The organism is Limnothrix sp. PR1529 (assembly GCF_002742025.1).
In the GTDB taxonomy this organism is placed as follows: Bacteria; Cyanobacteriota; Cyanobacteriia; order CACIAM-69d; family CACIAM-69d; genus CACIAM-69d.
Window position 1 is genome coordinate 1 of record NZ_LIRO01000093.1, and the last position, 22,865, is coordinate 22,865.

Genomic DNA, 22,865 nt, shown 5'->3' on the forward strand with positions numbered 1-22,865 from the left:
AGATGTGTATAAGAGACAGGGTGATGGGGGCGGTTCGCAGCCTATCGTATGGCCCCGCAGCCAATCCAGCGCCCCTTGAGGACTGGGAATGGTATTGGTTTCCAGGGTGGCGATCGTCCAAGGATCATCAAGCTGCTGCTGCGATTGCCCCAAGGAAACCCCAAACCAGCGCCCGGAAACCGCCGCCTGGGTGCAAGCTATTGTTTGGGGAATTTTGGCTGTGGTGCTCGATCGCGGTAGCAACAGAAGCTGCAAGCCAACCACAGTCATTAGGGTGGTGATCGCAAGGCTGAGATTGTTTCGCATGTCGATCGCACCTCAAAACGCAGGACTCCAACGCGGCCCAGCCGCTGGGTAATCGTCGGTCAGCCTAAGGCCGCCAGATGTCAGGGGGTTGTCAATGGTATGTCAGACGGCGTTTCAATCCATTAGCTTTCAGCAACTTTCGGCTTTCAGCCAATTCTGACTGCCATTGAAAACCGGATTCTGATCCTCAGAAGATACAAGGATTGATTCGGTTCCCGTGCGATCGATTTAACAGGATGGTTGCGATCGAGATCGGTTGCGTCGGCTGCAATCGATCGGGCCCCAGCCGCCCACACCGGCCCAAGCCCCTATAATCTGAAAGCCAATCCTTCCGTTGAACCATGGTCGTTGAATTCGCCGACTCCGCCAAACTGGCTGTGGAAGTTAACCGCCGCCGCAACTTTGCCATCATTTCCCACCCAGACGCGGGGAAAACCACCCTCACGGAAAAGTTGCTCCTGTATGGCGGTGCAATTCACGAAGCCGGTTCCGTGCGGGCCCGTCGCGACCAGCGCCAGGCCACCTCAGACTGGATGGAATTGGAAAAGCAACGGGGCATTTCCATCACCTCCACGGTGTTGCAGTTTGAATATCGTGACTGCCAAATTAATTTGTTGGATACGCCCGGTCACCAAGATTTCAGCGAAGACACTTACCGCACCCTGGCCGCTGCGGATAATGCGGTGATGTTGATTGATGCGGCTAAAGGGTTGGAGCCACAAACGCGCAAACTTTTTGAGGTTTGCCGGTTGCGGAAATTGCCGATTTTTACCTTTGCCAACAAGCTCGATCGCCCCTCTCAAGAACCGCTGAATCTATTAGATGAAATTGAAAAAGAACTAAAACTCGCCACCTATCCGGTGAACTGGCCGATCGGGACGGGCGATCGCTTCAAAGGAGTGTTCGATCGCCGCACTCGGAAAGTGCATCTGTTCCAGCGATCGCGCCACGGCAGCAAAATGGCCGGCGAAACCACCCTGGACTTGGACGCACCGGAACTGCTGGAACTGGTGGAACCGGATGTTTATCAAGCCTTTAGGGATGAACTGGAACTGATTGAAGAAGTGGGTTCTGAGTTGGATCTCGAAGCGGTTTTGGCCGGCGAACTCACCCCCGTTTTCTTCGGCAGTGCCATGACCAATTTTGGGGTGCAACTGTTTCTCGATGCCTTCTTGGACTATGCGGCCAAGCCAGGCCCCCGCACCGCCCGAACTGGAGCCGTTGACCCAACCCATGAGCATTTTTCGGGCTTTGTCTTCAAGTTGCAGGCCAACATGGATCCGAAACACCGCGATCGGGTGGCCTTTGTGCGGGTTTGCTCCGGCAAATTCGAGAAAGACATGGTGGTGACCCATGCGCGATCGGGCAAAAGCTTACGATTGGCTCGGCCGCAAAAACTCTTTGCCCAGGATCGCGAATCCGTTGAGGAAGCCTACGCGGGCGATGTCATTGGCTTAAACAATCCTGGAGCCTTCTCGATCGGGGACACCATTTACATCGGCCCCAAAATTGAATACGAAGGCATTCCCTGTTTTTCGCCGGAACTCTTTGCCTATTTGCGAAACCCTAACCCCTCTAAATTCAAACAATTTCAGAAGGGAATTTCGGAACTTCGTGAAGAAGGAGCCGTCCAAATCATGTATTCCACCGACGAAGCCAAGCGCGATCCAATTCTGGCGGCCGTGGGGCAACTGCAATTTGAAGTGGTGCAATTCCGCCTGCAAAGTGAATACGGTGTGGAATCACGGGTTGAGCTGCTGCCCTATTCCGTGGCCCGTTGGGTCACTGCCGGTTGGGATGAGCTAGCCAAAGTGGGCCGGTTGTTTAATGCCATGACCGTCAAAGATATGTGGGATCGTCCCGTTTTGTTGTTCAAAAACGAGTGGAATTGTCAACAGGTGGAGGGAGATCACCCCAGCCTACAACTCCAGTCGATCGCACCCTTAACCTAATGACTTCACGATCTGCGACGTTTGGCTATTTTGGGGGCTGGTTTGACCAACGCTTTGGGTCAGCCCCCCAAGCCCGCTATCCAACGTTCAAGTCAGCGATCGGGCTGTTTTTGCAACACTTGGGCGATCGGCGGGATGGGGTGATTGTGGAAACCGGCACTCAGCGACTACCCGACGACTGGGGAGCTGGCTGCTCAACCACCATCTTTGGTGAAACCCTAGAAACCTTTGATGGCGGTCGTCTTTGGACGGTGGATCTGTCGCCGGAAAATCTGACCACTTCCCAGCACTGCACCCAGCATGTGGCTCAGCGAATTGAGTATGTTTGCAGTGATTCGGTGACCTTCCTCAAACAGTTCAATCGCCCGATCGACTTGCTGTATTTGGATAGTTTGGATTGGTGGGACGATCCTCAAATTCAACAACAATCTCAGGCCCATCAACTGGCAGAAATTGAAGCCGCCTGGGATAAATTACGGCAGGGTTGCATCATTTTGCTCGATGACAATGGGTTACCGGGCGGTGGCAAAGCCCGACTCACAAAGGAATTCTTAAGCCAGCAGGGTTGGAGCTGCATCCTCGACTATCAACAGAGTCTTTGGATTTCTGAGAAAGTCATGTTTTAAGTACATGTTCCAAATTTGTGTTCTAAATTTATGTTTTAGATACATGTTTTAGATACATGTTTTAGATGCAGGTCTTAAATTTATGCTTCAAAGTGCTGTTTGTAGGACTTTGATGGGATCACTGAAAAATTGAGACTGGAATTCTGTCACCATTTGAGGTAAACCTGCAATTAGAGTGCCTTGATGATGGGTGATGGGGCACTTCCCCGCGTTCCTTTGCTTGTTTCCTTCACCTTGGTTCTGCCCTGTGCCATACTCATCCACCCGATCGCGTGCCTTGTCTAAACGGTCTCAGCCGCCCGAGACCGACTATGCAGACTACCTGGAACTGCCGCCAGAGGGGCCAGAGCTGGACTTGTTGCGAGCAGCCCGAGCCATCTATGAGGCCTACTGCGTGATTATGGTCGATCGCGCTCGGCGGCCCTATGGAATTGTGGTGAATCGGCACACCTTTCGCGGGCGACCGATTTTTCAAGATCGAGTGATTCTTTTGCCTGACGAACGCTTCATTTCGATTCGGCAAATTGAATTGCAAATGTATTAGATCAACCAAGTTGGATCAGTCAAGTTAGATCAATCAAAAATTGGAGCCGTCAGCGATCAGACGATCGATGCAGCCAGTCAACGCAATGGCAGAAAATGCAATCAGGATCAACACAGTTAGACCCAAGAATATAGCCAGATTAATCCTGGAATCAAAATCAGGTCTGAATTAGAAAATTTGATCAAGGACAAAGCAGGACAAGATCAGCAATTTCTGAAATTTCCTAGATCTGTCTTTTGAGCTTGACCTTTACAATAGAAGAACCGCGCCGTTTTTCATCGCAATAACGTTAGGTCGCCTGTGTCTCCGTTGCCATCGTCACTGATTGCCAATCAAGCTGAGTCGATCCAGATTGAAACCCTGGAATTGTTGGAATGGCCGCGCCTTTGCCAGCATCTGGCAACCTTTACGGCAACCAAGCTAGGGGCGATCGTGGCGCGTCAGTTACCGATTCCGAGCGATCGCCGCACCAGCGAAACCCTGTTGGCCCAAACCCGCGAGGCCTGGGAGCTGGAACGCAGCGCTACGGGGGGTCTGAATTTTGGCGGGATTGCGGATATTGGCTCGGCGCTCGATCGGGCGACTCGGGGTGGTGTGCTGGCCGGCGAGGAGCTGCTGGAAGTGGCCACCACCCTATCGGGGGCGCGGAACCTGCGGCGGGCGATCGATCAGCGGGAAGATCTACCGGCCCTGGCGGCCCTGGTTGAGGAACTGCGGACTTATCCGGAGCTGGAGCAGGAAATTCACTACTGCATCGATGATCGCGGCGATGTGACCGATCGCGCCAGCCCTAAGTTGGCGGAAATTCGCGAAAAGCTGCGGGCCGGCCGCGATTGGATCTATCAAAAGCTGCACAACATCATGCAGCAGCAGTCCAACGCGATTCAGGAACCCAATATTAGCCAACGGGGCGATCGGTTCGTGATTCCCGTGAAGGCCAGCCACAAGGACGTGATTCGCGGCATTGTCCACGACACGTCTTCCACGGGCGCGACCCTCTACGTGGAACCCCACACGATTACGGAGCAAAACAACCGCCTGCGCCAATGGCAACGGCAGGAAGCGATCGAGTCGGAAATCGTCCGGCGGCGGTTGAGCGAGCAGATTGCGGAAGTAGCTCCGGATCTGGAGCGACTGCTGGCGGTGGCCACGGAGCTGGACTTGGCCGCCGCGCGGGCCCGCTATTCCTTTTGGATTGAGGGCAATGCGCCGCGTTTTATTGAAGCCGGCGAAACCCTGACCCTGCGGCAGTTGCGCCACCCGCTGCTGATTTGGCAACAGAAGCACGAGCAAGGGCGGGACGTAATCCCGATCGACGTGCGCGTCGATCCGACGATTCGGGTGGTGGCAATTACGGGGCCAAACACCGGGGGCAAAACCGTCACCCTGAAAACCCTGGGCTTGGCGGCCCTGATGGCGAAGGCGGGGCTGTTTGTGCCCGCGCGGGAGCCGGTAGAGTTGCCGTGGTTCAGCCAGGTGTTGGCGGATATCGGTGATGAACAGTCGATCGAGCAGAATTTGTCCACCTTCTCGGGTCACATCCGCCGGATCGTCCGTATCCTGGATGCCCTGGAGCCTGATCGCCCTGCCGCCACCGACGGGTTGGGTGCGATCGCCACGGAGAGGGCGCACGGCGGTGCGCCCCTACCCGAGGGTGATTTTGACGATGCCAACAATCCAGAATCCGACGGAAACGAAACCGTAGGGGCGCAAGGCCTTGCGCCCTCCGCCGATCGCCCCGCCACCAACGATGATTCGGATGATCAAAACGGGTTGGGTGCGATCGCGACGGAAAGGGCGCACGGCGGTGCGCCCCTACGGGAACGTGGTCTGGAATCGTTGGTGTTGTTGGATGAGGTGGGCGCAGGAACCGATCCGGCTGAGGGCAGCGCCCTGGCTGCCGCCTTGTTGGAAGCCCTGGCCGATCGCGCCCGCTTGACCGTGGCCACGACCCACTTTGGGGAACTGAAAACCCTGAAATATCGTGATAGCCGGTTCGAGAACGCCTCGGTGGAATTTGATGACCAAACCCTCAGCCCCACCTATCGGTTGCTGTGGGGGATTCCGGGGCGATCGAACGCCTTGAGCATTGCCCGCCGGTTGGGGTTGGATGAAGCCGTGGTGACGGCCGCGGGCGATCGGGTTGGCGGCCAATCAGAAGACATCAACCGGACGATCGCGGGACTGGAAGCCGAACGCCGCCGCCAGGAAGCCAAGGCCAACGAGGTGGCGCACCTGTTGCAACGGGCGGAATTTTTGCATGAGCAAATCGATCGCAAGGCCCAAACCCTGAAGGAGCGCGAAGATCAGCTCAAACAAACCCAAGAAGCCGCCGTCCAAAAGGAAATCGAGCGGGCCCGCAGCGAAATTGCCCAGGTGATCCGGCAGTTGCAGCGGGGCACACCCACGGGCCAGCAAGCCCAGCAAGCCACGGCCCAGGTGGGTGAAATTGCCCAAAAATTCCTGCCCTCCCAGCAGCCGAAACCGAAACCCAAGGGCTACAAACCCCAGGTGGGCGAACGGGTGCGAGTGCCCAAGCTCGGCGGCGCGGCGGAGGTGTTGGCGATCGATGAGGCCGACGAGGAAATCACGATTCGGATGGGGCTGATTAAAGCGACCCTCAGTTTTGCCGATGTGGAATCCCTCGATGGCAAAAAAATCGAGGTGCAAAAACCGGAGCCAAAACCCGCGCCCCCACCAAAAACCAAGGAGCGATCGATCCTCCGCACCAGCGGCAACACCCTGGACATTCGCGGGGCCCGGGTGGCCGACGCGGAAATCGAGGTGGAACAGGCGATCGATCGGGCCATTTCCGCTGACTTTGGTTGCCTGTGGATCTTGCATGGCAAGGGAACCGGTAAACTGCGAGACGGCGTGCGCGCCCACCTCAAAACCCATCGACTGGTGGAACGGTTTGAGGATGCCCCCCGCGAGGATGGCGGCACGGGCGTGACGATCGCCTATTTGCGTTAGGTTCTGGCCAGGAGTGGTGTGTGTTGAATGCCGTTCGATCGAAGGGCTGGCCGTGGCTGGCGGTTTGGGTGCTGCCCGCGCTGCTGCTGGCGGCCTTGATGGTGCGTTATGGCGTAAACCTACCCACTTACGACCAGTGGGACACGCCGGGGGTGTTGTTCGTGAAGTTGGCGGAGCAACAACCCCTGACCTTCGCGGATTTTATTTCCCAGCACAATGAAAGCCGCAAAGTCTTTCCTCGGCTAATTTTTTTGGGCTTGGCTTATCTGACCGGCTGGGATATTCGGGCAGAGTTGGCGGTGATTTTTGCCCTGGTTTGTGGGGCGGCGGGGGCGATTTTTGCCCTGGGGCGATCGACGGTTTTGGATCGTAAATTTCAGGCGATCGCCTTTGCCTTAGCCAGTTGCTTACTCTTCAGCCCGTCCCAATGGGAAAACTGGGTTTATAGCATTCAAATTGTTGTTTTCCTGCCGATTTTTTGCATCACCACTAGCTTGTGGTTGGCGCAATCTTCGCTGAAATTTTGGCAGAAAATTGCAATTAATATTCTGTTAGCCACAATCAGCACCTATTCCAGTGCGAGCGGGATGTTTTGCTGGTTTCTCTCCTTTCCGGCGCTGTTCTTAAAGGATTGGATTGTTGACTTGGGCCGGCGCGATCATGATGGTCACGTATCGGTACAAAGCGATGATTCTGGTGGGCGCACGGCGGTGCGCCCCTACGGGATTGTGGGAGATTTGGGGCGATCGATTCAATCGTTGGGTACGACGGCTCGCCAATCCTGGATTGGGTTGGGGGTGTGGCTCGCGGCGATGGCGGCGAATTTGCTGCTCTATTTTTGGGATTATTACAAACCCCCCAGCCACCCGAGTTTCGCGGGGCCCCTGCAACACCCGATCGCCGGGTTGAAATATTGGTTTGCCTTGATGGGGGCAATCCTGGGGTTTGACGATTTGGGGCTGAGTCAACTGCTGGGCGCGTTGGGATTGCTGGGCTTTTTGGGGTTAGTAATCCTGGCTTGGCGGAGCGATCGGGTGCGATCGTTTGAGTGGGTGATTTTTGGGTGCTATGCGATCGGTACTGATGCGATCGTCACCCTTGGGCGGTTTGGGTTTGGGCCCGATGCTGCCCTGACCTCCCGCTACCAAACCTTTTCGCTTTATCTATGGATTGCGATTATCCATCTGTCTGCGATTTTGTTGCCCCAATTCACTCAACACCGCTTACCCAAACCCTGGCGAAAAGGGCTGGTGATTTTTGGGCTAACCCTGTTTTTGGTGTTGCATTACGCCAGCTTTGCGATCGGGTCGCGCAACTTGGCGAACTTCAGTCGCGATCGCCATCAGGGCAAAGCTTGCTTAACGTTCATCAACAGTTTCCAAGATGAACGCTGCTTCACCGAGTGGATTTATCCTGAACTGAATGACCATGTTCTCAACACCATTCGCGACACCAATCAGCTTGGGTTTGTGCGTCCGCCAATTGTTCCCCCAATTCCCGAAAAAACGGATCTGAAAGCCTTAGCCCAAAATCAACCGATCGCCGGAAACTTCCAAACCCTAACAATTCAAAAAAATGATGATGTTTGGGAATATGTGGCCGGTGGCGAGCTGACTTTGGGCGGTGGTTGCCAACCCACGCGATCAGTTTTATTGGCTTACGAAAAAGACGGCGCAACAATTCCCTTCACAGCAGCCAAAGTGGGCAAAAACTATCGTGGCATGGGGCAAATCATTGGTGATTTTGTTTGTCCTAATAATCGCTGGAGCAAGAGTTTTGAGCTAGAAAAATTGGTGTCTGATCCCCAAAAACGGCTGGAGATTGTGCGATCGCCCAAAATTACCGCCTGGGCCTTCGATACCGATCGCGGCACGGTCTATCCCCTCGCCGGTTCCTATTCTTTCCCGCAAAAATCATGAGTGAGCCAACCTACCGCAATCCAGCCCCCACGGTGGATTTGATTATTGAATTGGTCGATCGCCCCCACCGCCCGATCGTGTTGATTGAACGCAAATACGATCCGCTGGGTTGGGCCATTCCCGGCGGCTTTGTGGATTATGGCGAATCGGTGGAGGATGCGGCTCGGCGAGAAGCCCTCGAAGAAACCTGCTTGGCGGTGAATTTGGTCGAGCAATTCTATGTCTATTCCGACCCGCTGCGGGATGCGCGCAAACACACGATGAGCGTGGTGTTTATTGCCACGGCTACGGGCAATCCCCAAGCGGCCGATGATGCCCAAAATTTAGCGATTTTTAATCCTTGGGAATTACCCAAAAATCTTTGCTTCGATCACGATCGCATCCTCGAAGATTACCTCCGTTACCGCTATTATGGACAGCGACCTCGCCCCTGATTTTGATTACTAATTCTCTGGTTGCCCATTAGATCATGCCTAAACAAGTTATTCAAACCGACAAAGCACCTAATCCCGTTGGCCCCTATAACCAAGCGATCGTCGCGAATGGAATGCTGTTTGCTTCGGGGCAAATTTCCATTGATCCGGCCACCAATCAACTCGTTCATGAAGGCGATGTGGTGGCCCAAACGGAACGGGTGCTGCAAAATCTGGAAGCAGTTTTAGAAGCCGGAGGAACCAGTTTTGCCAATGTGGTGAAAACCACGATTTTCCTGGCGAATATGGATGATTTCGCCATGGTAAATGCGGTTTATGCCAAATACTTTTCTGAGGTAACGGCTCCGGCGCGGGCAACCGTGGAAGTGGCTCGTTTGCCTAAGAATGTATTGGTGGAAATTGACTGCACCGCCATTGTTGATTAACCGAACTCACCAGATCACAGCCCGATCGAGTCAAAGCCCGATCGAGCTGTGATGAATGGGCTGTTCATGCGGATTAACAGAGCGGTATTTTCCAGCCGACAAACCGGACGATCGAGCCGGCCCCAAGGTCAATCAATCTAAGATCTCGATCGTGCCGGTTGTGCCATCCAGCCGCAACAGTTGCCCCGTGTGGAGTCGTTGGGTGGCGTTGGGAATGTCCATCACCGCTGGGATTCGATATTCCCGCGCCACGATCGCTCCGTGGGATAAGCGCCCCCCCGCCTCGCAAATGAGGCCGCCAGCCCGCACCAGAAGGGGCCCCCAAGCCGCATCCGCATGGGGAATCACCAAAATGGATCGTTGATCGATCGCCGGAGCCAGGGTCAGTTCACTCAGCGATCGAATCACAATCACACGCCCCTCCACCCGGCCGGGACTGCCGCCCAACCCACGGAGGGTCGATCGCGCCGCCGCCGCACTCCACTCCAGCGCACAAAGGGGCGGCTCTTGGCCATAGACCAACGGAGCGGCTGGCGTTTCGCACCAATCGGCAAAGGCCTGGCGGCGTTGGGCAATCCGAGCGGTCAGAATCCTTTGCAGGTTTTGGTTTTGGGGGTGAGCCACCCATTGCCGAATTTCGGCTAATTCCAAATAGAAAATGTCGCCTTCCTGCTGCAACAGGCCGATCACCTGCCACTGCTGCTCTAGGGCTACAAAAGTCCATCGCAGTTGCGCCAACAGCTTGTTGTAGAGTTCTGCCACCTGTCCTTTCAAATCAAGACGGCGCTGGGCGATCGAGGTTTGACGGCGGGGGCTGCTGGGCTGGGTGATTGGGGTTTTGGCCAACTGCAACAGCATGGTCTGTGGAATTTCCACCGCCTCGCGCCAGGTGGGCACGGCCACATCGGTTCCCACTTCGCTCAAATAGCCATAGGTGTCCAGAAACACTTGAAAGCTGGCGAGAATTTCCCGCCCTTCCGGTGACTCTGCCAAGGCGGCCCAAACGGCCGGGGCCTGATCCAAGGCGCGAATTCGCTCCAAGGACAAAACCGCTTGCATCCGTTGAGCCAAATTCTGGAGCCAGCGGGTGGCGGCCACTTCCGGGTGGCGGCTGGGATCCAGTTGCTCCGGTTTGCGACGGCCGATCGCCTGGCGCAGGGCGGCACTCAGGGGGGCCAAAATGCTGTACTCGGTGGCGCGATCAAGCAGCCCCATAATCTGTTCTGCCCGTACTAGAAGGCGTTCTGGCTCTGAAAACTGTTCTGCTGGCAGGGTTTCCAGGTTTTGGAGTCCGGGTTCAAACCACTGTTCCCAGTCGCGCTGAAACGATCGATCCAAATTCCACTCCCGACCCAACAGCCGCCACAGCCCCGGCAAGTTACGCAGGGTGGCCGTGAGGGGTGGCCGGCTCATTTTGCCCCCGTGGGTGAGGGCTTCCAAGCTCTCGGGCGGCAAGCCCATCCGCCGAAACAGATCCGCCAACAGGGTGACGTTGAAATAGGCGCGGCCGTGGAACAGGGTGGCCGTTTCCAAAAAATCCAATCCCGCTGCCCGATCGCCCAAAACCAGCGTGAACAGTCGCCCCCAAGCCCCACAGGTCATGGGCCGGTTAATGGACCAAGTGAGGGGCCGAATTACGCCGGGAATGGCTTCCGCGGCCATCCGCCGCGTCCAAATGGGTAGCAGGGTGGTGATGGGGCGAGCCTGCAAAATCCACAGGTGCTGGCCGTCAAATGTCCATTCCACATCCTGGGGAACGCCATCAAAGTGAGATTCCAAATCCCGCGTCAACAGGGCCACTTCCCGCACCAACCAGCCGGGCACATCGCCGGTTCCGGTTTCGGCGGCCAGGGGGCGCGTGCTGGTGGCGAGGGCCCGCAATTCTGACTCGATCGACTGGGGCGGATTGGCCGGGCCCGGAAAGGCAACCGATCGGGACTCGCGCCAGGCCGTCACATCCAATTCACTCAAATCAATTCGGTACGATTCGGGGGTGATGCGTCCGGAAACCACTTGGGCGGCGGAACCGGGCAGGGCTTCCACCAAAACCGCTTCGCCCTGTTGCGTCACGGGATCGCGGCTGAAGGCTACTCCCGAAAAGGCTCCGGCAATTTGTGGTTGCACCAGCACGGCCATGCTGGCATCGGGCAGGTTGCGATCGCGCCGATACTCGATCGCCTCCGGTGCGTCATAGGACACAAAAACCACTGCCGCCGCTTCCACCAACTCCAAGGGGGTACGCACATCACTGACAGTGCAATACAAGCCAGCGGCGGCCGAGCGATCGCCGTCCTCCCCGATCGCGGACGATCGCACAATCAAAGGCGGATCAAAAATGGCTTGGGCCACCCCTTCAGTTAACTCGCCCTGGCCCGCCAGGCGGTTGGCCAACAGCACGGGATCATCTCCCGGCAGCAAAATCCAACCGGGCAAAACCGGATAGCCCCAAGCCTTCAAGCGGGACAGGGTGGCGGCCTTCGTGCCGGCCCGTTGTGGATCTAGTGGTTGGTCGAGAGAGAGCATTGAATCTGCCTTGCCTTGAAAAAAGCCCATGGCCCCTTGAGAACCGGCGGCCGCTCCCGATCGCCCCAAGGCCAGATCCTCGGGCATGGTTTGGCAAATCCAGGCCAGCAAAGCCGCCACCAACACAGCCCCCACCACCCGATCGACCCCATTGGGATTCAGCAACCCCAACATCAACGGATAGAGCGCCAGGGCCAGCAGCCGACTGGTTTGGCGATCGCGCGTGAAGGCAAACCCGGACACCGACAGCAACCCCGTCAGCAACGCCGCACTGGGTTCATGGGCGATCGCCCCCCAAGTGGCGTTGGTCATGCCCGCGCCTCGGCCCACCCAGTAGCGCCCTAACACGACACCCCCGATCGTCAGCCATTCCCAGCCCGACTCGATCGGGAAAAACTGCCGAGCCAACCACACTGCGCCCAATCCCTTCAGGGCCTCCCCCGACACGGCCAACAGGCCCCACCAAGGCCCCGCATGGTAAAAAGCCGCCGAGACGCTGACATTTCCCGTGCCCAACCGTCGCAACCGTTTGCCCGTGCCCCAACGCACAATCCAGTCCGTGAGCGGCAAAGCTCCCAAAGCCGGACAAAGGGTTAGCAACAGTAGAAGGCCCAAGGTCTGTTCGCTGGTCATGGATGGCAACGGTCGAGGCAATGCTCAAACTAACTGTGGGAACTGACGAACCGCCACCTGTCCCCGGGAACTGAAACAAATCAGCCCCTGGCTTTCCGTCGTTTGTTGCTGGCTGAATCCCGTAATCTGATAACCCGTGGTGTCATAAACGGTCACCATTCCACCCTGTCGCAGGGCCAGGCGATTGAACGGCGCAAAATAAGCATAATCCAGATGGTTTTGGTGGCCTTGGATTGAGGGCTGGCCCCAGTCCCTTGGCCACCAGCAATCGCCCGCTCCGAAGTCCATGGGCGGCATGGGGTTCCAGGGAAGCGGCGACTGGCCAGGGCTTGCTTGACTGGGGGGCTGGCGAGATGGCTGACTGGGTGGGGCGATCGGGGCGCTTTGGTATTGCACCTGGGTTGAGTGGGCAACACCTGGAGTGGTTGGCAATTCTGTCGCCCAGGTCTGGCCCAAGTCCTGGTACAAGTCTTGGCACAGGTTGGCCACCCGAGCTTTCAGGGACTGATTAAACAGATCCCCAATCATCACCATCCCTCCCTGCATCCATTGACCCGCCCCGCCCAACTCCGGGTGATTAAACTGGGCCATGGTTCCGCGTCCCGATCGAATCTTGTCGGCCAAATGGCTGACCGCTGCCACCGAGAACCCGTGGCGATTGGCGATCGACTGTAGCCTTTGAACATCCATGCCCCTACCTCAGTCCCTGACGATTGGATTTACGGTTTTTGATCTACTTTTGATCTACTTTTGATCTACCTTTTTTGACTATGCTTTTCTGGTCGTTCTTCTTAATTGCTCTTCTTCATTTCTTAATTTCTCTGTTTGATGGCTCTCTGATTACAATTTGATCACTATTTGATCTACGTTGTGATTGATTGATAGTTGGATCATCGAAAATTCATCCATCAGAAATTTATTCATTGGGAACTGCTCAATTAGAAATTCATCATCACTGCGCCCATGCCATCTACTCCTCAACCCCCTAAATCCTCCCCTAAGCCCTTAATGGCACAAATTCGGCGATCGGGAGCCATCTTCCGCGCCCTAAGCACCACCTATTACGCCTATATGTTGGAATATCGGGCGGAATTATTGCTTTGGGCCCTTTCGGGGGCCGTGCCGTTCATTTTGATGGGTGCTTGGGTCAAAGCGGCGGAAACGGGGCAATTCGGGCTGTCTTCCATCCAATTTGCTCAATATTACCTAGCCGCATTCATTGCTCGACAAATGAACGTGGTTTGGGTAGTTTGGGAATTTGAAAAAGAAGTGAACCAAGGTCTCCTTTCGCCCAAGCTTTTACAGCCGATCGACCCAGTTTGGCATCACCTGGTTTCCCACCTCACGGAGCGATTTGTGCGATTGCCGATCATTGGGTTGCTCGTGATCTTATTTTTTGTGCTCTATCCCCAATCATTTTGGCTGCCCAGCGCCACAAATCTCTTGGGGTTTATGATCATTACGCTTTTGGCCTTTGGCCTGCGATTTTTAATTCAATACACCTTTGCCATGGGGGCATTTTGGATGGAAAAAGCGGCCGCCCTGGAACAGGCTTGGTTTTTTATTTATCTGCTGGGTTCAGGAATTTTGGCTCCGTTGGAAGTGTTTCCGCCCCTGGTGCGATCGATTGTGGAATGGACTCCGTTTCCTTATCTGATCCACTTTCCCGCTGCGTTGTTGATGGGTTTACCGGTGGATTGGGGTAAGGGACTCTTGGCGATCGGGCTGTGGAGTGGCTTTTTTTATGGCTTGAATCGTTGGCTCTGGCGGCGGGGTCTGCGGCAATATTCCGGCATGGGAGCCTAAGCGGCAGGCCTCAGCAACAAAAGCGCCCAAGTAGGAGCGTACGGGTATACGGCCGTGCGCCCCCACCAGCATTTCCGTTGATCGCTATTCCGCGTTCTGGAAAACCCGCCGCAGATCAATCACGTCGCTCATCTTGCGAATGTGGGTAAAGACCCGATCGAGCTGGGTTCGATCGCAGATGTCAATGCCCAAGGTGATCATGGCCGTTTCACCCGGCTTGGTTTTCACGGCGGCCCGGTTCACGTTCACATTCGAGTCCGCCAGTCGGGTCAGGATATCCTTGAGCACCCCCACCCGATCGATCGTTTCCACCCGAATTTCCACCGGATAGGTGGGCTGGCGACCCACATTGGTCACCTCGGGGTTCCAACTCACCGGAACCAGGCGATCGCCCGGCACATTGGCCAAATTGCTGCAATCTTGGCGGTGAATGGCCAAGCCCCGGCTGCTGCGGGTCACCACCCCCACGATCGGCTCACCCGGCACCGCGTGACAACAGCCCGCCATGTGATGCAACAGCCCTTCCACCCCCAAAATGGGCGACAGGCGATGGCGATTTGACCCCGAATCCCCGTGGGGGCGCGGGCTGGACGACGGCATAATCACCGCCTCGGCCACCGGTTGCGCGGTTTTCACCACCTCACGAATCCGCCCCAGCAGCATATTCAACGTAATTTCCCCGTAGCCCAACGCGGCCAGGGTGTCATCCACACTGTGGTAGTTGCAGCGCTCCGCCACCGCCTGCATGGGTGCGGACTTCAGAAAACTTTCAAACCCCTGCTTACCCAGTTCCTTTTCCAGCAGTTCGCGGCCGCGGCTGATGTTTTCTTCCCGGCGCGATCGCTTGTACCACAGCCGGATCCGGTTGCGGGCCGTGGCCGTCACCACAAAATTCAGCCAGTCAAGGCTGGGGTGCGCATTTTTCTGGGTGATGATCTCAATGATGTCGCCGTTTTGCAGGCCCGTGTCCAGGGTCACCATCCGGCGATTCACCAGGGCCCCCGCGCAATGGTTGCCCACCTCCGTATGAATCCGGTAGGCAAAATCCACCGGGGTTGCATGGTTGCTGAGGGCAATCACATCGCCCTTGGGTGTAAAGACATAAATCTCATCCTCAAAGAGATTTTTCTTAACATTTTCCAGATACTCATGCGCGTCCTTCAGATCGCTTTGCCATTCCAGCAATTGCCGCAGCCAAATAAACTTTTCATCGTCGGTGCTAGCGGCCAAGTGGCTACCACCCGTTTCCTTATATTTCCAGTGGGCTGCAATCCCGTATTCCGCCACTCGATGCATTTCTTCGGTGCGAATTTGCACCTCCAAGGGCCGTCCCGTCAAGCCAATTACTGAGGTATGAAGCGATTGATAGCGGTTGGGTTTGGGCAGACCAATGTAATCCTTGAACCGGCCAGGAATGGGGCGAAATTCATCATGAACCACGGCTAAAGCGCGGTAACATTCATCAACCGATTGGACAATGACGCGCACGGCAGCAATGTCATAAATTTCCCAGAAGCTTTTATTCTGGCGCTGCATCTTTTGGTAAATGCCATAGAGATGCTTGGGCCGGCCGCTGGTTTCGGCGCTTTGAATGCCCAGTTGGTTGAGCCGATCGCGCAGAATTTGCAACACCCGATCGAGCCGGGCCTCGCGATCGGTGCGTTTTTCCGCCACCAGTTCTTGAATTTCCCGATAGGCATCCGGTTGAAGATATTTAAACGACAGATCTTCCAGTTCCCACTTAAAGCGCCCAATGCCCAGACGATTGGCCAAGGGCGCGAAAATATCCATGGTTTCTTGAGAAATTCGGCGCTGTTTTTCCGGAGCCAAATGCTCCAAAGTTCGCATATTGTGCAGGCGATCGGCCAGTTTCACCACAATCACACGAATGTCCTTGGCCATCGCCAAAAACATTCGCCTGAAATTTTCCGCCTGCTGCTCTTTTTTACTAGAGAAATTAAACTTAGAAAGCTTCGTGACCCCTTCCACCAAAAATCGCACTTCTGCACCAAACTTGGCTTCCAAATCTTCCGGGGTTGTAGCCGTGTCTTCCACAATATCGTGTAGAAAACCCGCTGCAATCATCTCGGGGCTGCCCCCCAATTCTCGCAGCAAACCAGCCACGGCCACCGGATGGGCAATGTAGGGTTCACCGGAAGCCCGATATTGATCTTGATGCAGATCATAGGCAAATTGAAAGGCTCGACAAATCAAGCTGTTGCCTAGGGGGCGTTCTGTGCCTTGGGGATGATGAAAATCCTCCATTAAACATTGGCTGAGCCAGGTGGGCAAGGACAGGCTGGGATATTCATCAATGGGCGAGTAATGGTGGGAAACGGCGACAACCATAGGATTTTTGAGGGAAAAAAGTTAGGGTCTGGGATGGGGGGTGAGGAGCGATCGAACGAGTGAGGGTCATTCCACTGGCCAATTCCCATTGATGAGAATGATCCCCAGCCTGAAGGGTGTGCAATCAAGCCCAATCCGCGCAAAGGGCGATTGGAAACGGCGATTCTTCAGGGCTGGAGCTGAACCAATGGCCAACCAATGGCCAACCAAAGTGAATGCTTAGACGGGGAAAAGGCTGGCTGAAATGGGGCCGAGTGATGACCCCAGGCTGAGGGAACATCACACATCAACTCAGCAATTCAAAACCAAGAGCCTGAAAGCAAAATGACCTGCGGAGACGACAAGAAGAGCCTCAAACTGCTAGGGTGCTGTTAACCCCCTGGCCCTGGCTGGAACATAGCGGCTGAGGCCGTTATCGCTAAAAGGAGTTTTAAATTTAGAGAACGCTGTAATTAGGTCTAACTTAGAAAGCTGGTTTCTGTCATGCTTCAACCAAATTTTCTAAGCATCCCTGACCTTTGGACTGTGGTTTGTGAACGGCCCGAAGGTTGGAGGAAATTTTTATGAAATGCAATAGATTCTACTAAATTCTCTTCGGTTTCACGCAATTGGGAATGATGTTTTTTGGATTACACCCGATCGCCCTGATCCCCGCCCCTTCATTACAACCGATCGCCCTATGCAATCTCCCGATTCGATCAGTGAAAATGCGTCAAATTCCGAAAAGGCAGCGCTTGGCTCGCTTGAACCAGCCGATAATGGCAGTTTATCGGATCAAGGCTACGAAAAACTACGATTAACGCTTGAATGCTTTGAATTGCGCTTGCAGGCGGCAACCCAGCCTCCGGCGGATCTGAATGAAGTGCTGGCCGATCTGCGGGTGGCAGTGACGGGGCTGGCGGAGGGCAGCGGCCTGGAGCAATCACTGCAAGTGGAAATTTACAAACAGTTACGTTTGCTGGAAACAGATTGGGCATTTTTGCGCATGGCTCGCCAACCAGCGACCTTTGCCCAGCGGCGATCGACCATGCAAGAGCGACTCAAGCTGTTACAGAGCTATTGCGCCCATGGCCAAACCCTGGCGGCGGGCGAAGGGGCGATCGCGCCAGATTAGGGGCAAATATTAAAGATCAGGGGCAATAAACGCGGAGGTGACCGCCTTAGGGATGCCTTAGGGATCTTCTAGGGATTATTGCCGTCGATGATCCAACCGTTTTGCATCAGCTCGGTGGTTAGGTTGGCCGCCCCAAGACGCGATCGCCACTGTTGGGCCATGGATTGGTCGGCAAAGGGGCCAATGCGCAGACCGCCGGTTTCGTTGGGGAAGACGCTGGAAGCTGGAACCCCCAGTTCACTGAGCCGGTTAATCAGTTGCGCGAGGGGCGATCGCCCGTTGGTCACCACCACAAAATAGGCCGGGTCATTGGTTGCCGTGGAACTGGCGGCGGCCAGGGTGCTGGGGAACTGATTGCTCGATCGAGGCAAAGGCGCAAGGCGGCTGGGGGCTGGCGCAAAGATCGGTTCCAAGTCCGGCAGGCTGGCCATGGGTTCCGGTGGTGGCTCGGGCAAACTGCGCGATCGGCTGGTGTTCCCCAAGGGGGGCAACCGGCGGCCCGCCATCGAGAGCGGAGCCGTGTTGCTGGGAGGTTGCCATTGGGGATCACGGCCAGCGGGTTCAAAATTAGCAAAAAGGGCGCTGGGATCCGGTTCATTCCGATTGGGGTCTCGCGCTGGCGACCACCCGGCCGCGCCCGATCGAGCGGGCAGGGGCGATCGAACCGGTTGCACCCGATTGAAAGAATTGACGCTGGCATTAACGGTGGCATCGGATCCAGAAACCGCCGATCCGGAAGCTGCCGATTCACTCAATTCGCCAATTTCAGCGGTGATCCCCCGTTGAGCCAGTTCTCGTACCCGGGCAGTGGCATCGATCGATCGCTCAAATAGCCCAGCCCGCACGGCCGTTTGCCCCCGATAGGTGACAAAAGCCGCCGTGGGAGACAGTTGTTTAACCTGCTCGAAAAGCCCCAAACTATCGCCGAGGGCATAGACCACATAACGGCCTTGGCTGGGAACCACCGGCTCAAAGAAGTTGCGATCAGTTGGGTTGGTTGGGGCGATCGCGCTGGAGGTGGTTGGAGGTTCCTGCACCATGGTCACCCCCGAGCCAGCTCCCTCTTCCACCACCCAGCCGGTTTCTTCCGTAGTCGTTGGGTTCGCGATCGGGCTGGGGCGCGGCGCTTCCAACACTTCCACATCAATCGGTGAGCGCGGTGGAGGCGCAGCAGTGGGCCTTTCAACCTCGGGGATCGGCGCGGCCGGCGCACCGGGCAAGGGCGCACCAAAGGGAAGCGTGTCATTGGCCGAAGCTACGGGGGCGATCGCTCCCAGGCCGCAGCAGGTCAGCGCCATTGCCCCCAACCAACGCCCCCAGCTTTGGCCCATTGGGTTCTGGGGATGTTGACTCGGCTGATTCTGGCCCCGCTGGCGATGTTTCGGAGGATGGGTGGGATGGGGTGCGCTCTTAATATCACCGTGGATATCCATAGAAACTTGAGAAACTTTGACCGCTTCGGGTTCCATATCCATTTCCATATCCATCGCCATCTTGATCTGCATGGAATTGACCGTTGATTAGCCCACGACTAGCCCGCCGGTATCGGCTACGCACCCATCATCATCGCCGCCTATCATCATAGCCACGCGACCACCGCAGCATCACCCATCCAATCCGCGATTCCAGGTGTTCATGGAAGTGGGCAAGTTTTGTGCCCCTAGGTCAGCGGATCCGGTTGAATCGGCAACTCCACCCGAAATTCCGTTCCTTGCCCGATCGCCGTGCTGAATTCAATGAGTCCGCCATGGGACTTCACAATTCTTTCGCTCACGGACAAGCCCAAACCCGTCCCCCGGCCCACCGGCTTAGTGGTGAAAAAAGGATTAAAAAGCTGATCTCGTGCCGATTCAGGAATCCCCATCCCGTTATCCCGCACCAACACCCGCACCCGATCGCCCAAATTGACCAGGGACACAGCCAACATGGGTTGCCAGTTGGGGTCTTGGCGCTGTCGGTCTTGGCGAATTGCCTCCTCGATCGCATCCAGCGCATTGGTCAGTAAATGCAACAAAACCTGATTAATTTGGTCGGGATAGCACAACACTGGCGACACCGCCTCATAGCGCGTTTCGAGATTGACACTTAATCCCGTCTTTTTGGCCATGGAATCGTTGCCCGTCAGCCGATGATTCAGAATCAACAAAGCGTGCTTAATGCTCGACTGTAAATTCAGGGGCTTCATTCCCTCCTCATCCAGACCCGAAAAGGAGCGCAAAGCCAAGACGATCGAGTTAATTCGCAGCACACCATTCTGCATGGAGTCCATCAGCTTCAGAAAGTCGTCTTGGATGAAGGGTAGATCTAATTCCGCCTCCAAGTCCTGTAGATGCTCCGGGCGATCGGGATAGGTTTCCTGATAGGCTCGCACCACATCAATTAAATCCTTGGTGTAGTTTTTGGCATACAGCAAATTGCCCCGAATAAAACTAACAGGATTGTTGATTTCATGGGCAATGCCAGCCACCAACTGGCCCAAGCCGGACATTTTTTCCGCATGGATGAGCTGGCTTTGGGTGTTGCGCAAATCCAACAACACTTGATTGAGAACTGCGGCTCGATCGCTCGATAAACGCTCCAATTCAGTGAGAGACTCATTGGCCCGTCGCAAGTCCCCGATCGCCACCGTTCGCTCCCGATTCACCTGCACATAGCTCAAGCAAAGCCCACTGAAGGGAACCAAATAGGCCACGATTTTCAGAAAATGGGCAATATTAAACCCCGAATCAAACAGGGCCATTGACCCAAATACCATGTGGAGCTGAGTGGCCACCTGGGGAATCATGCTGACCCAAAGAGCCAAAGAAAAATAGCTGGGATATTTTTCATAAAACCGAGGCAATCCCCACAAACCCAAAAGGGCAAACAGCACCAACGGCCCCAAATCCCAAGGACGGGTTACGATCGCATCGGGAAACAAGGTGGGTGGCAGTTTCTGACTGGTTAAGCACAGCCAAATGGTTAAATAGGCGAGCACACCTAACCCTAAGGATGCGAAACCAATTAATGCTGAACTACCCAGCCAAGACCGGCCCACCCATTGCCAGCGATCGGGCAAAAGATGGCTGTTGGTGTTCGTAATCGCAACCAATCCCAGGGTCAAAATAGTGCCAGAAAATAACCGGCAGAGCACCCAAGTGAAAGGAATTAAATCCACCGAGCTATCAACAGAATCAATCAGGCGATCGGCGGCCAGGGTGTGAAATGCATCCATGCAACCGGCATAAAACAACACCAACCCAATCAGCGGGGTGACCAAATCTCGATGCAACGTAAAGTGCAAAAAGGCCAACACCGCCGTTAGGGTAGCGGCTGCAAAGGCGCTCCATTCCAAAATGGTGTGAATGAAACTACCTGCCAGCATGTGGTGCAACCCATCCACCAATTCCGGATCCTGCACAAAGCGAGGATCCGTCATGGCAGGAATGACCGTCGGATCCAAGGGCTGAATCACCGTAGAAAAAGACACCCCTGCCAACTCAAACAGTGACGGCAGAATGGTGATTACCAAAACAGCCCCAACCCAAACTTGAATGGTGCGTGGTTGAATCATGGGGTCGCGATCAAAACTCTCAGGCAAACTTTCCAGCAAACTCTCAAGCTAATTTTCAAGCTAATTCTCCAAATCAGTTCTCACGCCAATTCTCAAGCCAGTTCACCAGTCAAGTCCGAAGCCCATTCCTCAGTCAGTCCCTCGGTCAATTTCTTTCTCAGAGGATGTCTGAAAAGTATTTTGGATGAGTTACCAAGCACCAACAGGGCGCGGAAGATCAACTATTTCGGCATCACCCCGCACAATGACGACACCCCCCAAGCCCCTGGTTTGCGTTGATCGATGAGGCCGATAAGTCGTAGCTGTGGCTTTTCAGACATCCTCTAAGCGAGTCTTTGAGGTCATTGTCAGGAGCATCCCCAACTCAACCTCTAGGTAAATTTTTGGGCAAATTCCTGGAAAAGAACAGTCTTGATGGCCAGTTTTGACTCCCAAGGGCGTTGGCGGCCCAACGGTTTCCAAGGGAGCTAACTGTCCATAAAGTACCCATCAGGCAAACCAGAAAAAATCCGGGAAGGGCAATCGAAATCATCCAGAAAATTGAAGCATCAATGGTCGCCCTTGAATAGCGATCGCTCGGGAAAGGCAACGATCGCAGGGTTACTCGTGACGGTTCAACGAGCCGAATTTTGAAAGGGTTTGATTGATTTTTCGCCCTAAGGGGCCCCAACGGTGATAAAAGCAGACCAGTCCCGAGGATTTGGATGCTGTTTGATGGTTTCCAGCATGGCGCTGCGCAGGGCGACAGCGGTATCGGGATTGCGCTGAAGTGCTTGATAAAAGGCAATCATCAGCGTTTTGGTGGGGTTGTCGGGCACTTTCCAAAGGGAAGCCACCACCGTGGGCACGCCGGCCACTAGGAACGATCGCGCCAGACCCATCACCCCATCACCCGTAATGCGACCCCGACCAGTATTACAAGCACTCAACACCACGAGCTGGGCTTGCAAGCGCATGGTGGCGATTTCTGCGGCTCGTAACAGACCATCATCCCCTCGGGAGGGAGCCAGGGCCAAGAGGCCCGGAACGGCCGGCTGCACCACGCCTTCTCCCGCTAAGGCGAGGTTGGCATTGTTGCCATTGACCGTTACGTTGCCACCAATGATCACAGAGCCAGGACTGACAATTACGCCGCCCCGGCGAGCTTTGGGGGCGTTGGGATCGCGCGGGCGGCCAAACTCGTTCAAATTGGCATCCAGATCCAAGACCCCGTGGGTGGCAAAATGCAGGATCCGTTGATTGGGCATTTCAGCCACGATCGCGCTTTTGGTGGCCTGATCGGTCAGCAGCGGTTGCACGCCCAACATTTGAGCCACCGCTTGGGCTTCGGTTTCGGCTCCGGGCAAAGGAGCCAGCCGCTCCCGTTGGCCATCCGGGCCGGCGGGTACTTCCGGCATTAAAACCGGGTTACCCACCACCAGGCCGGGCTGGGCCGCAGGCGTTTGCGTTTTACGGCGTTGTTCGGCGATGGCTAACACCTGAAGGGATGGCGTTGTGGCGATCGTCTGGGTTTGCACGAGGTAATCGCCGTTGGGATTCTGGAGAGCCGCAAAGGGAACCAGGTTAGTGGCCCCTTGCACCACAAATACCAAGCGCTGGTTTGGATCGCGGGGCAATTGAGGGGCGATCGGGGCAATCAATAATTGGTAGAGCCGTTTTAGCTCGGTGGTGGCGCTGCCAGCGGTGGGCAACACAGCGGTCATGGCTC

The 22,865-nt window shown here is 55.6% G+C and carries 15 protein-coding genes; 9 read left to right on the forward strand and 6 right to left on the reverse strand.

The genetic code is table 11. The annotated features are described in order from the left end of the window. Positions 1–647: 647 nt before the first annotated feature. The 7 genes from prfC (at position 648) to AMR42_RS13365 (ending at position 9,179) form a co-directional block, all read left to right on the forward strand. Positions 648–2,258, forward strand: coding sequence for a peptide chain release factor 3 (gene prfC / locus AMR42_RS13335; RefSeq protein WP_099534161.1), 1,611 nt, complete (start codon positions 648–650; stop codon positions 2,256–2,258). Next, a complete protein-coding gene (locus AMR42_RS13340; RefSeq protein ID WP_099534162.1) occupies positions 2,258–2,884 on the forward strand; it encodes a class I SAM-dependent methyltransferase in 627 nt (208 codons plus the stop codon). Before prfC ends, AMR42_RS13340 begins: the two co-directional genes overlap by 1 nt. A gap of 247 nt (positions 2,885–3,131) precedes the next feature. Next, complete coding sequence (locus AMR42_RS13345; RefSeq protein ID WP_143473083.1) at positions 3,132–3,428, forward strand: hypothetical protein; 297 nt, start codon at positions 3,132–3,134, stop codon at positions 3,426–3,428. 300 nt (positions 3,429–3,728) lie between these two features. Further along, positions 3,729–6,401, forward strand: coding sequence for an endonuclease MutS2 (locus tag AMR42_RS13350; RefSeq protein ID WP_234406995.1), 2,673 nt, complete (start codon positions 3,729–3,731; stop codon positions 6,399–6,401). A gap of 20 nt (positions 6,402–6,421) precedes the next feature. Then, positions 6,422–8,320, forward strand: a complete 1,899-nt coding sequence (locus AMR42_RS13355) for a hypothetical protein (RefSeq protein WP_143473084.1) — start codon at positions 6,422–6,424, stop codon at positions 8,318–8,320. Next, positions 8,317–8,754: an NUDIX hydrolase gene (locus AMR42_RS13360; RefSeq protein ID WP_099534165.1), complete on the forward strand. Its 438-nt coding sequence runs from the start codon at positions 8,317–8,319 to the stop codon at positions 8,752–8,754. The genes AMR42_RS13355 and AMR42_RS13360 overlap by 4 nt, the downstream gene beginning before the upstream one ends. Positions 8,755–8,789: 35 nt before the next feature. Continuing rightward, on the forward strand, positions 8,790–9,179 hold the full coding sequence (locus AMR42_RS13365; RefSeq protein WP_099534166.1) for a RidA family protein: 390 nt from the start codon (positions 8,790–8,792) through the stop codon (positions 9,177–9,179). Between the two features lie 132 nt (positions 9,180–9,311). On the opposite strand, the gene AMR42_RS13370 is transcribed toward AMR42_RS13365, so the two are convergent. Together AMR42_RS13370 and AMR42_RS13375 are read right to left on the reverse strand one after the other, a co-directional pair. Beyond that, a complete protein-coding gene (locus AMR42_RS13370) occupies positions 9,312–12,335 on the reverse strand; it encodes a glycerol-3-phosphate acyltransferase (protein ID WP_099534167.1) in 3,024 nt (1,007 codons plus the stop codon). A gap of 24 nt (positions 12,336–12,359) precedes the next feature. Continuing rightward, positions 12,360–13,025, reverse strand: coding sequence for a hypothetical protein (locus AMR42_RS13375; protein ID WP_099534168.1), 666 nt, complete (start codon positions 13,023–13,025; stop codon positions 12,360–12,362). A gap of 318 nt (positions 13,026–13,343) precedes the next feature. Here AMR42_RS13375 and AMR42_RS13380 point away from each other — a divergent pair, with 318 nt between their 5' ends. Further along, positions 13,344–14,141 carry an ABC-2 family transporter protein gene (locus AMR42_RS13380; protein WP_199312467.1) on the forward strand — a complete coding sequence of 266 codons (798 nt, stop codon included), beginning with the start codon at positions 13,344–13,346 and terminating at the stop codon, positions 14,139–14,141. 84 nt (positions 14,142–14,225) lie between these two features. On the opposite strand, the gene AMR42_RS13385 is transcribed toward AMR42_RS13380, so the two are convergent. Beyond that, on the reverse strand, positions 14,226–16,406 hold the full coding sequence (locus AMR42_RS13385; protein WP_206753566.1) for a bifunctional (p)ppGpp synthetase/guanosine-3',5'-bis(diphosphate) 3'-pyrophosphohydrolase: 2,181 nt from the start codon (positions 16,404–16,406) through the stop codon (positions 14,226–14,228). A 763-nt stretch (positions 16,407–17,169) separates the two neighbouring features. Between AMR42_RS13385 and patD the strand changes: the two genes are divergently transcribed. Next, positions 17,170–17,604 (forward strand): heterocyst frequency control protein PatD, encoded by a 435-nt coding sequence (gene patD / locus AMR42_RS13390; protein WP_099534170.1) that lies wholly within the window; start codon positions 17,170–17,172, stop codon positions 17,602–17,604. A 68-nt stretch (positions 17,605–17,672) separates the two neighbouring features. On the opposite strand, the gene AMR42_RS13395 is transcribed toward patD, so the two are convergent. The 3 genes from AMR42_RS13395 to AMR42_RS13405 all read right to left on the reverse strand — a co-directional run. After that, positions 17,673–19,109, reverse strand: a complete 1,437-nt coding sequence (locus AMR42_RS13395; protein WP_099534171.1) for an SPOR domain-containing protein — start codon at positions 19,107–19,109, stop codon at positions 17,673–17,675. Between the two features lie 155 nt (positions 19,110–19,264). Next, entirely contained in the window at positions 19,265–21,157 is a 1,893-nt protein-coding gene (locus AMR42_RS13400) for an ATP-binding protein (RefSeq protein WP_143473085.1), read from the reverse strand. 656 nt (positions 21,158–21,813) lie between these two features. Further along, positions 21,814–22,865 (reverse strand): CHAT domain-containing protein (locus tag AMR42_RS13405; RefSeq protein ID WP_234406996.1); only part of this gene is annotated, 1,052 nt, incomplete at its 5' end.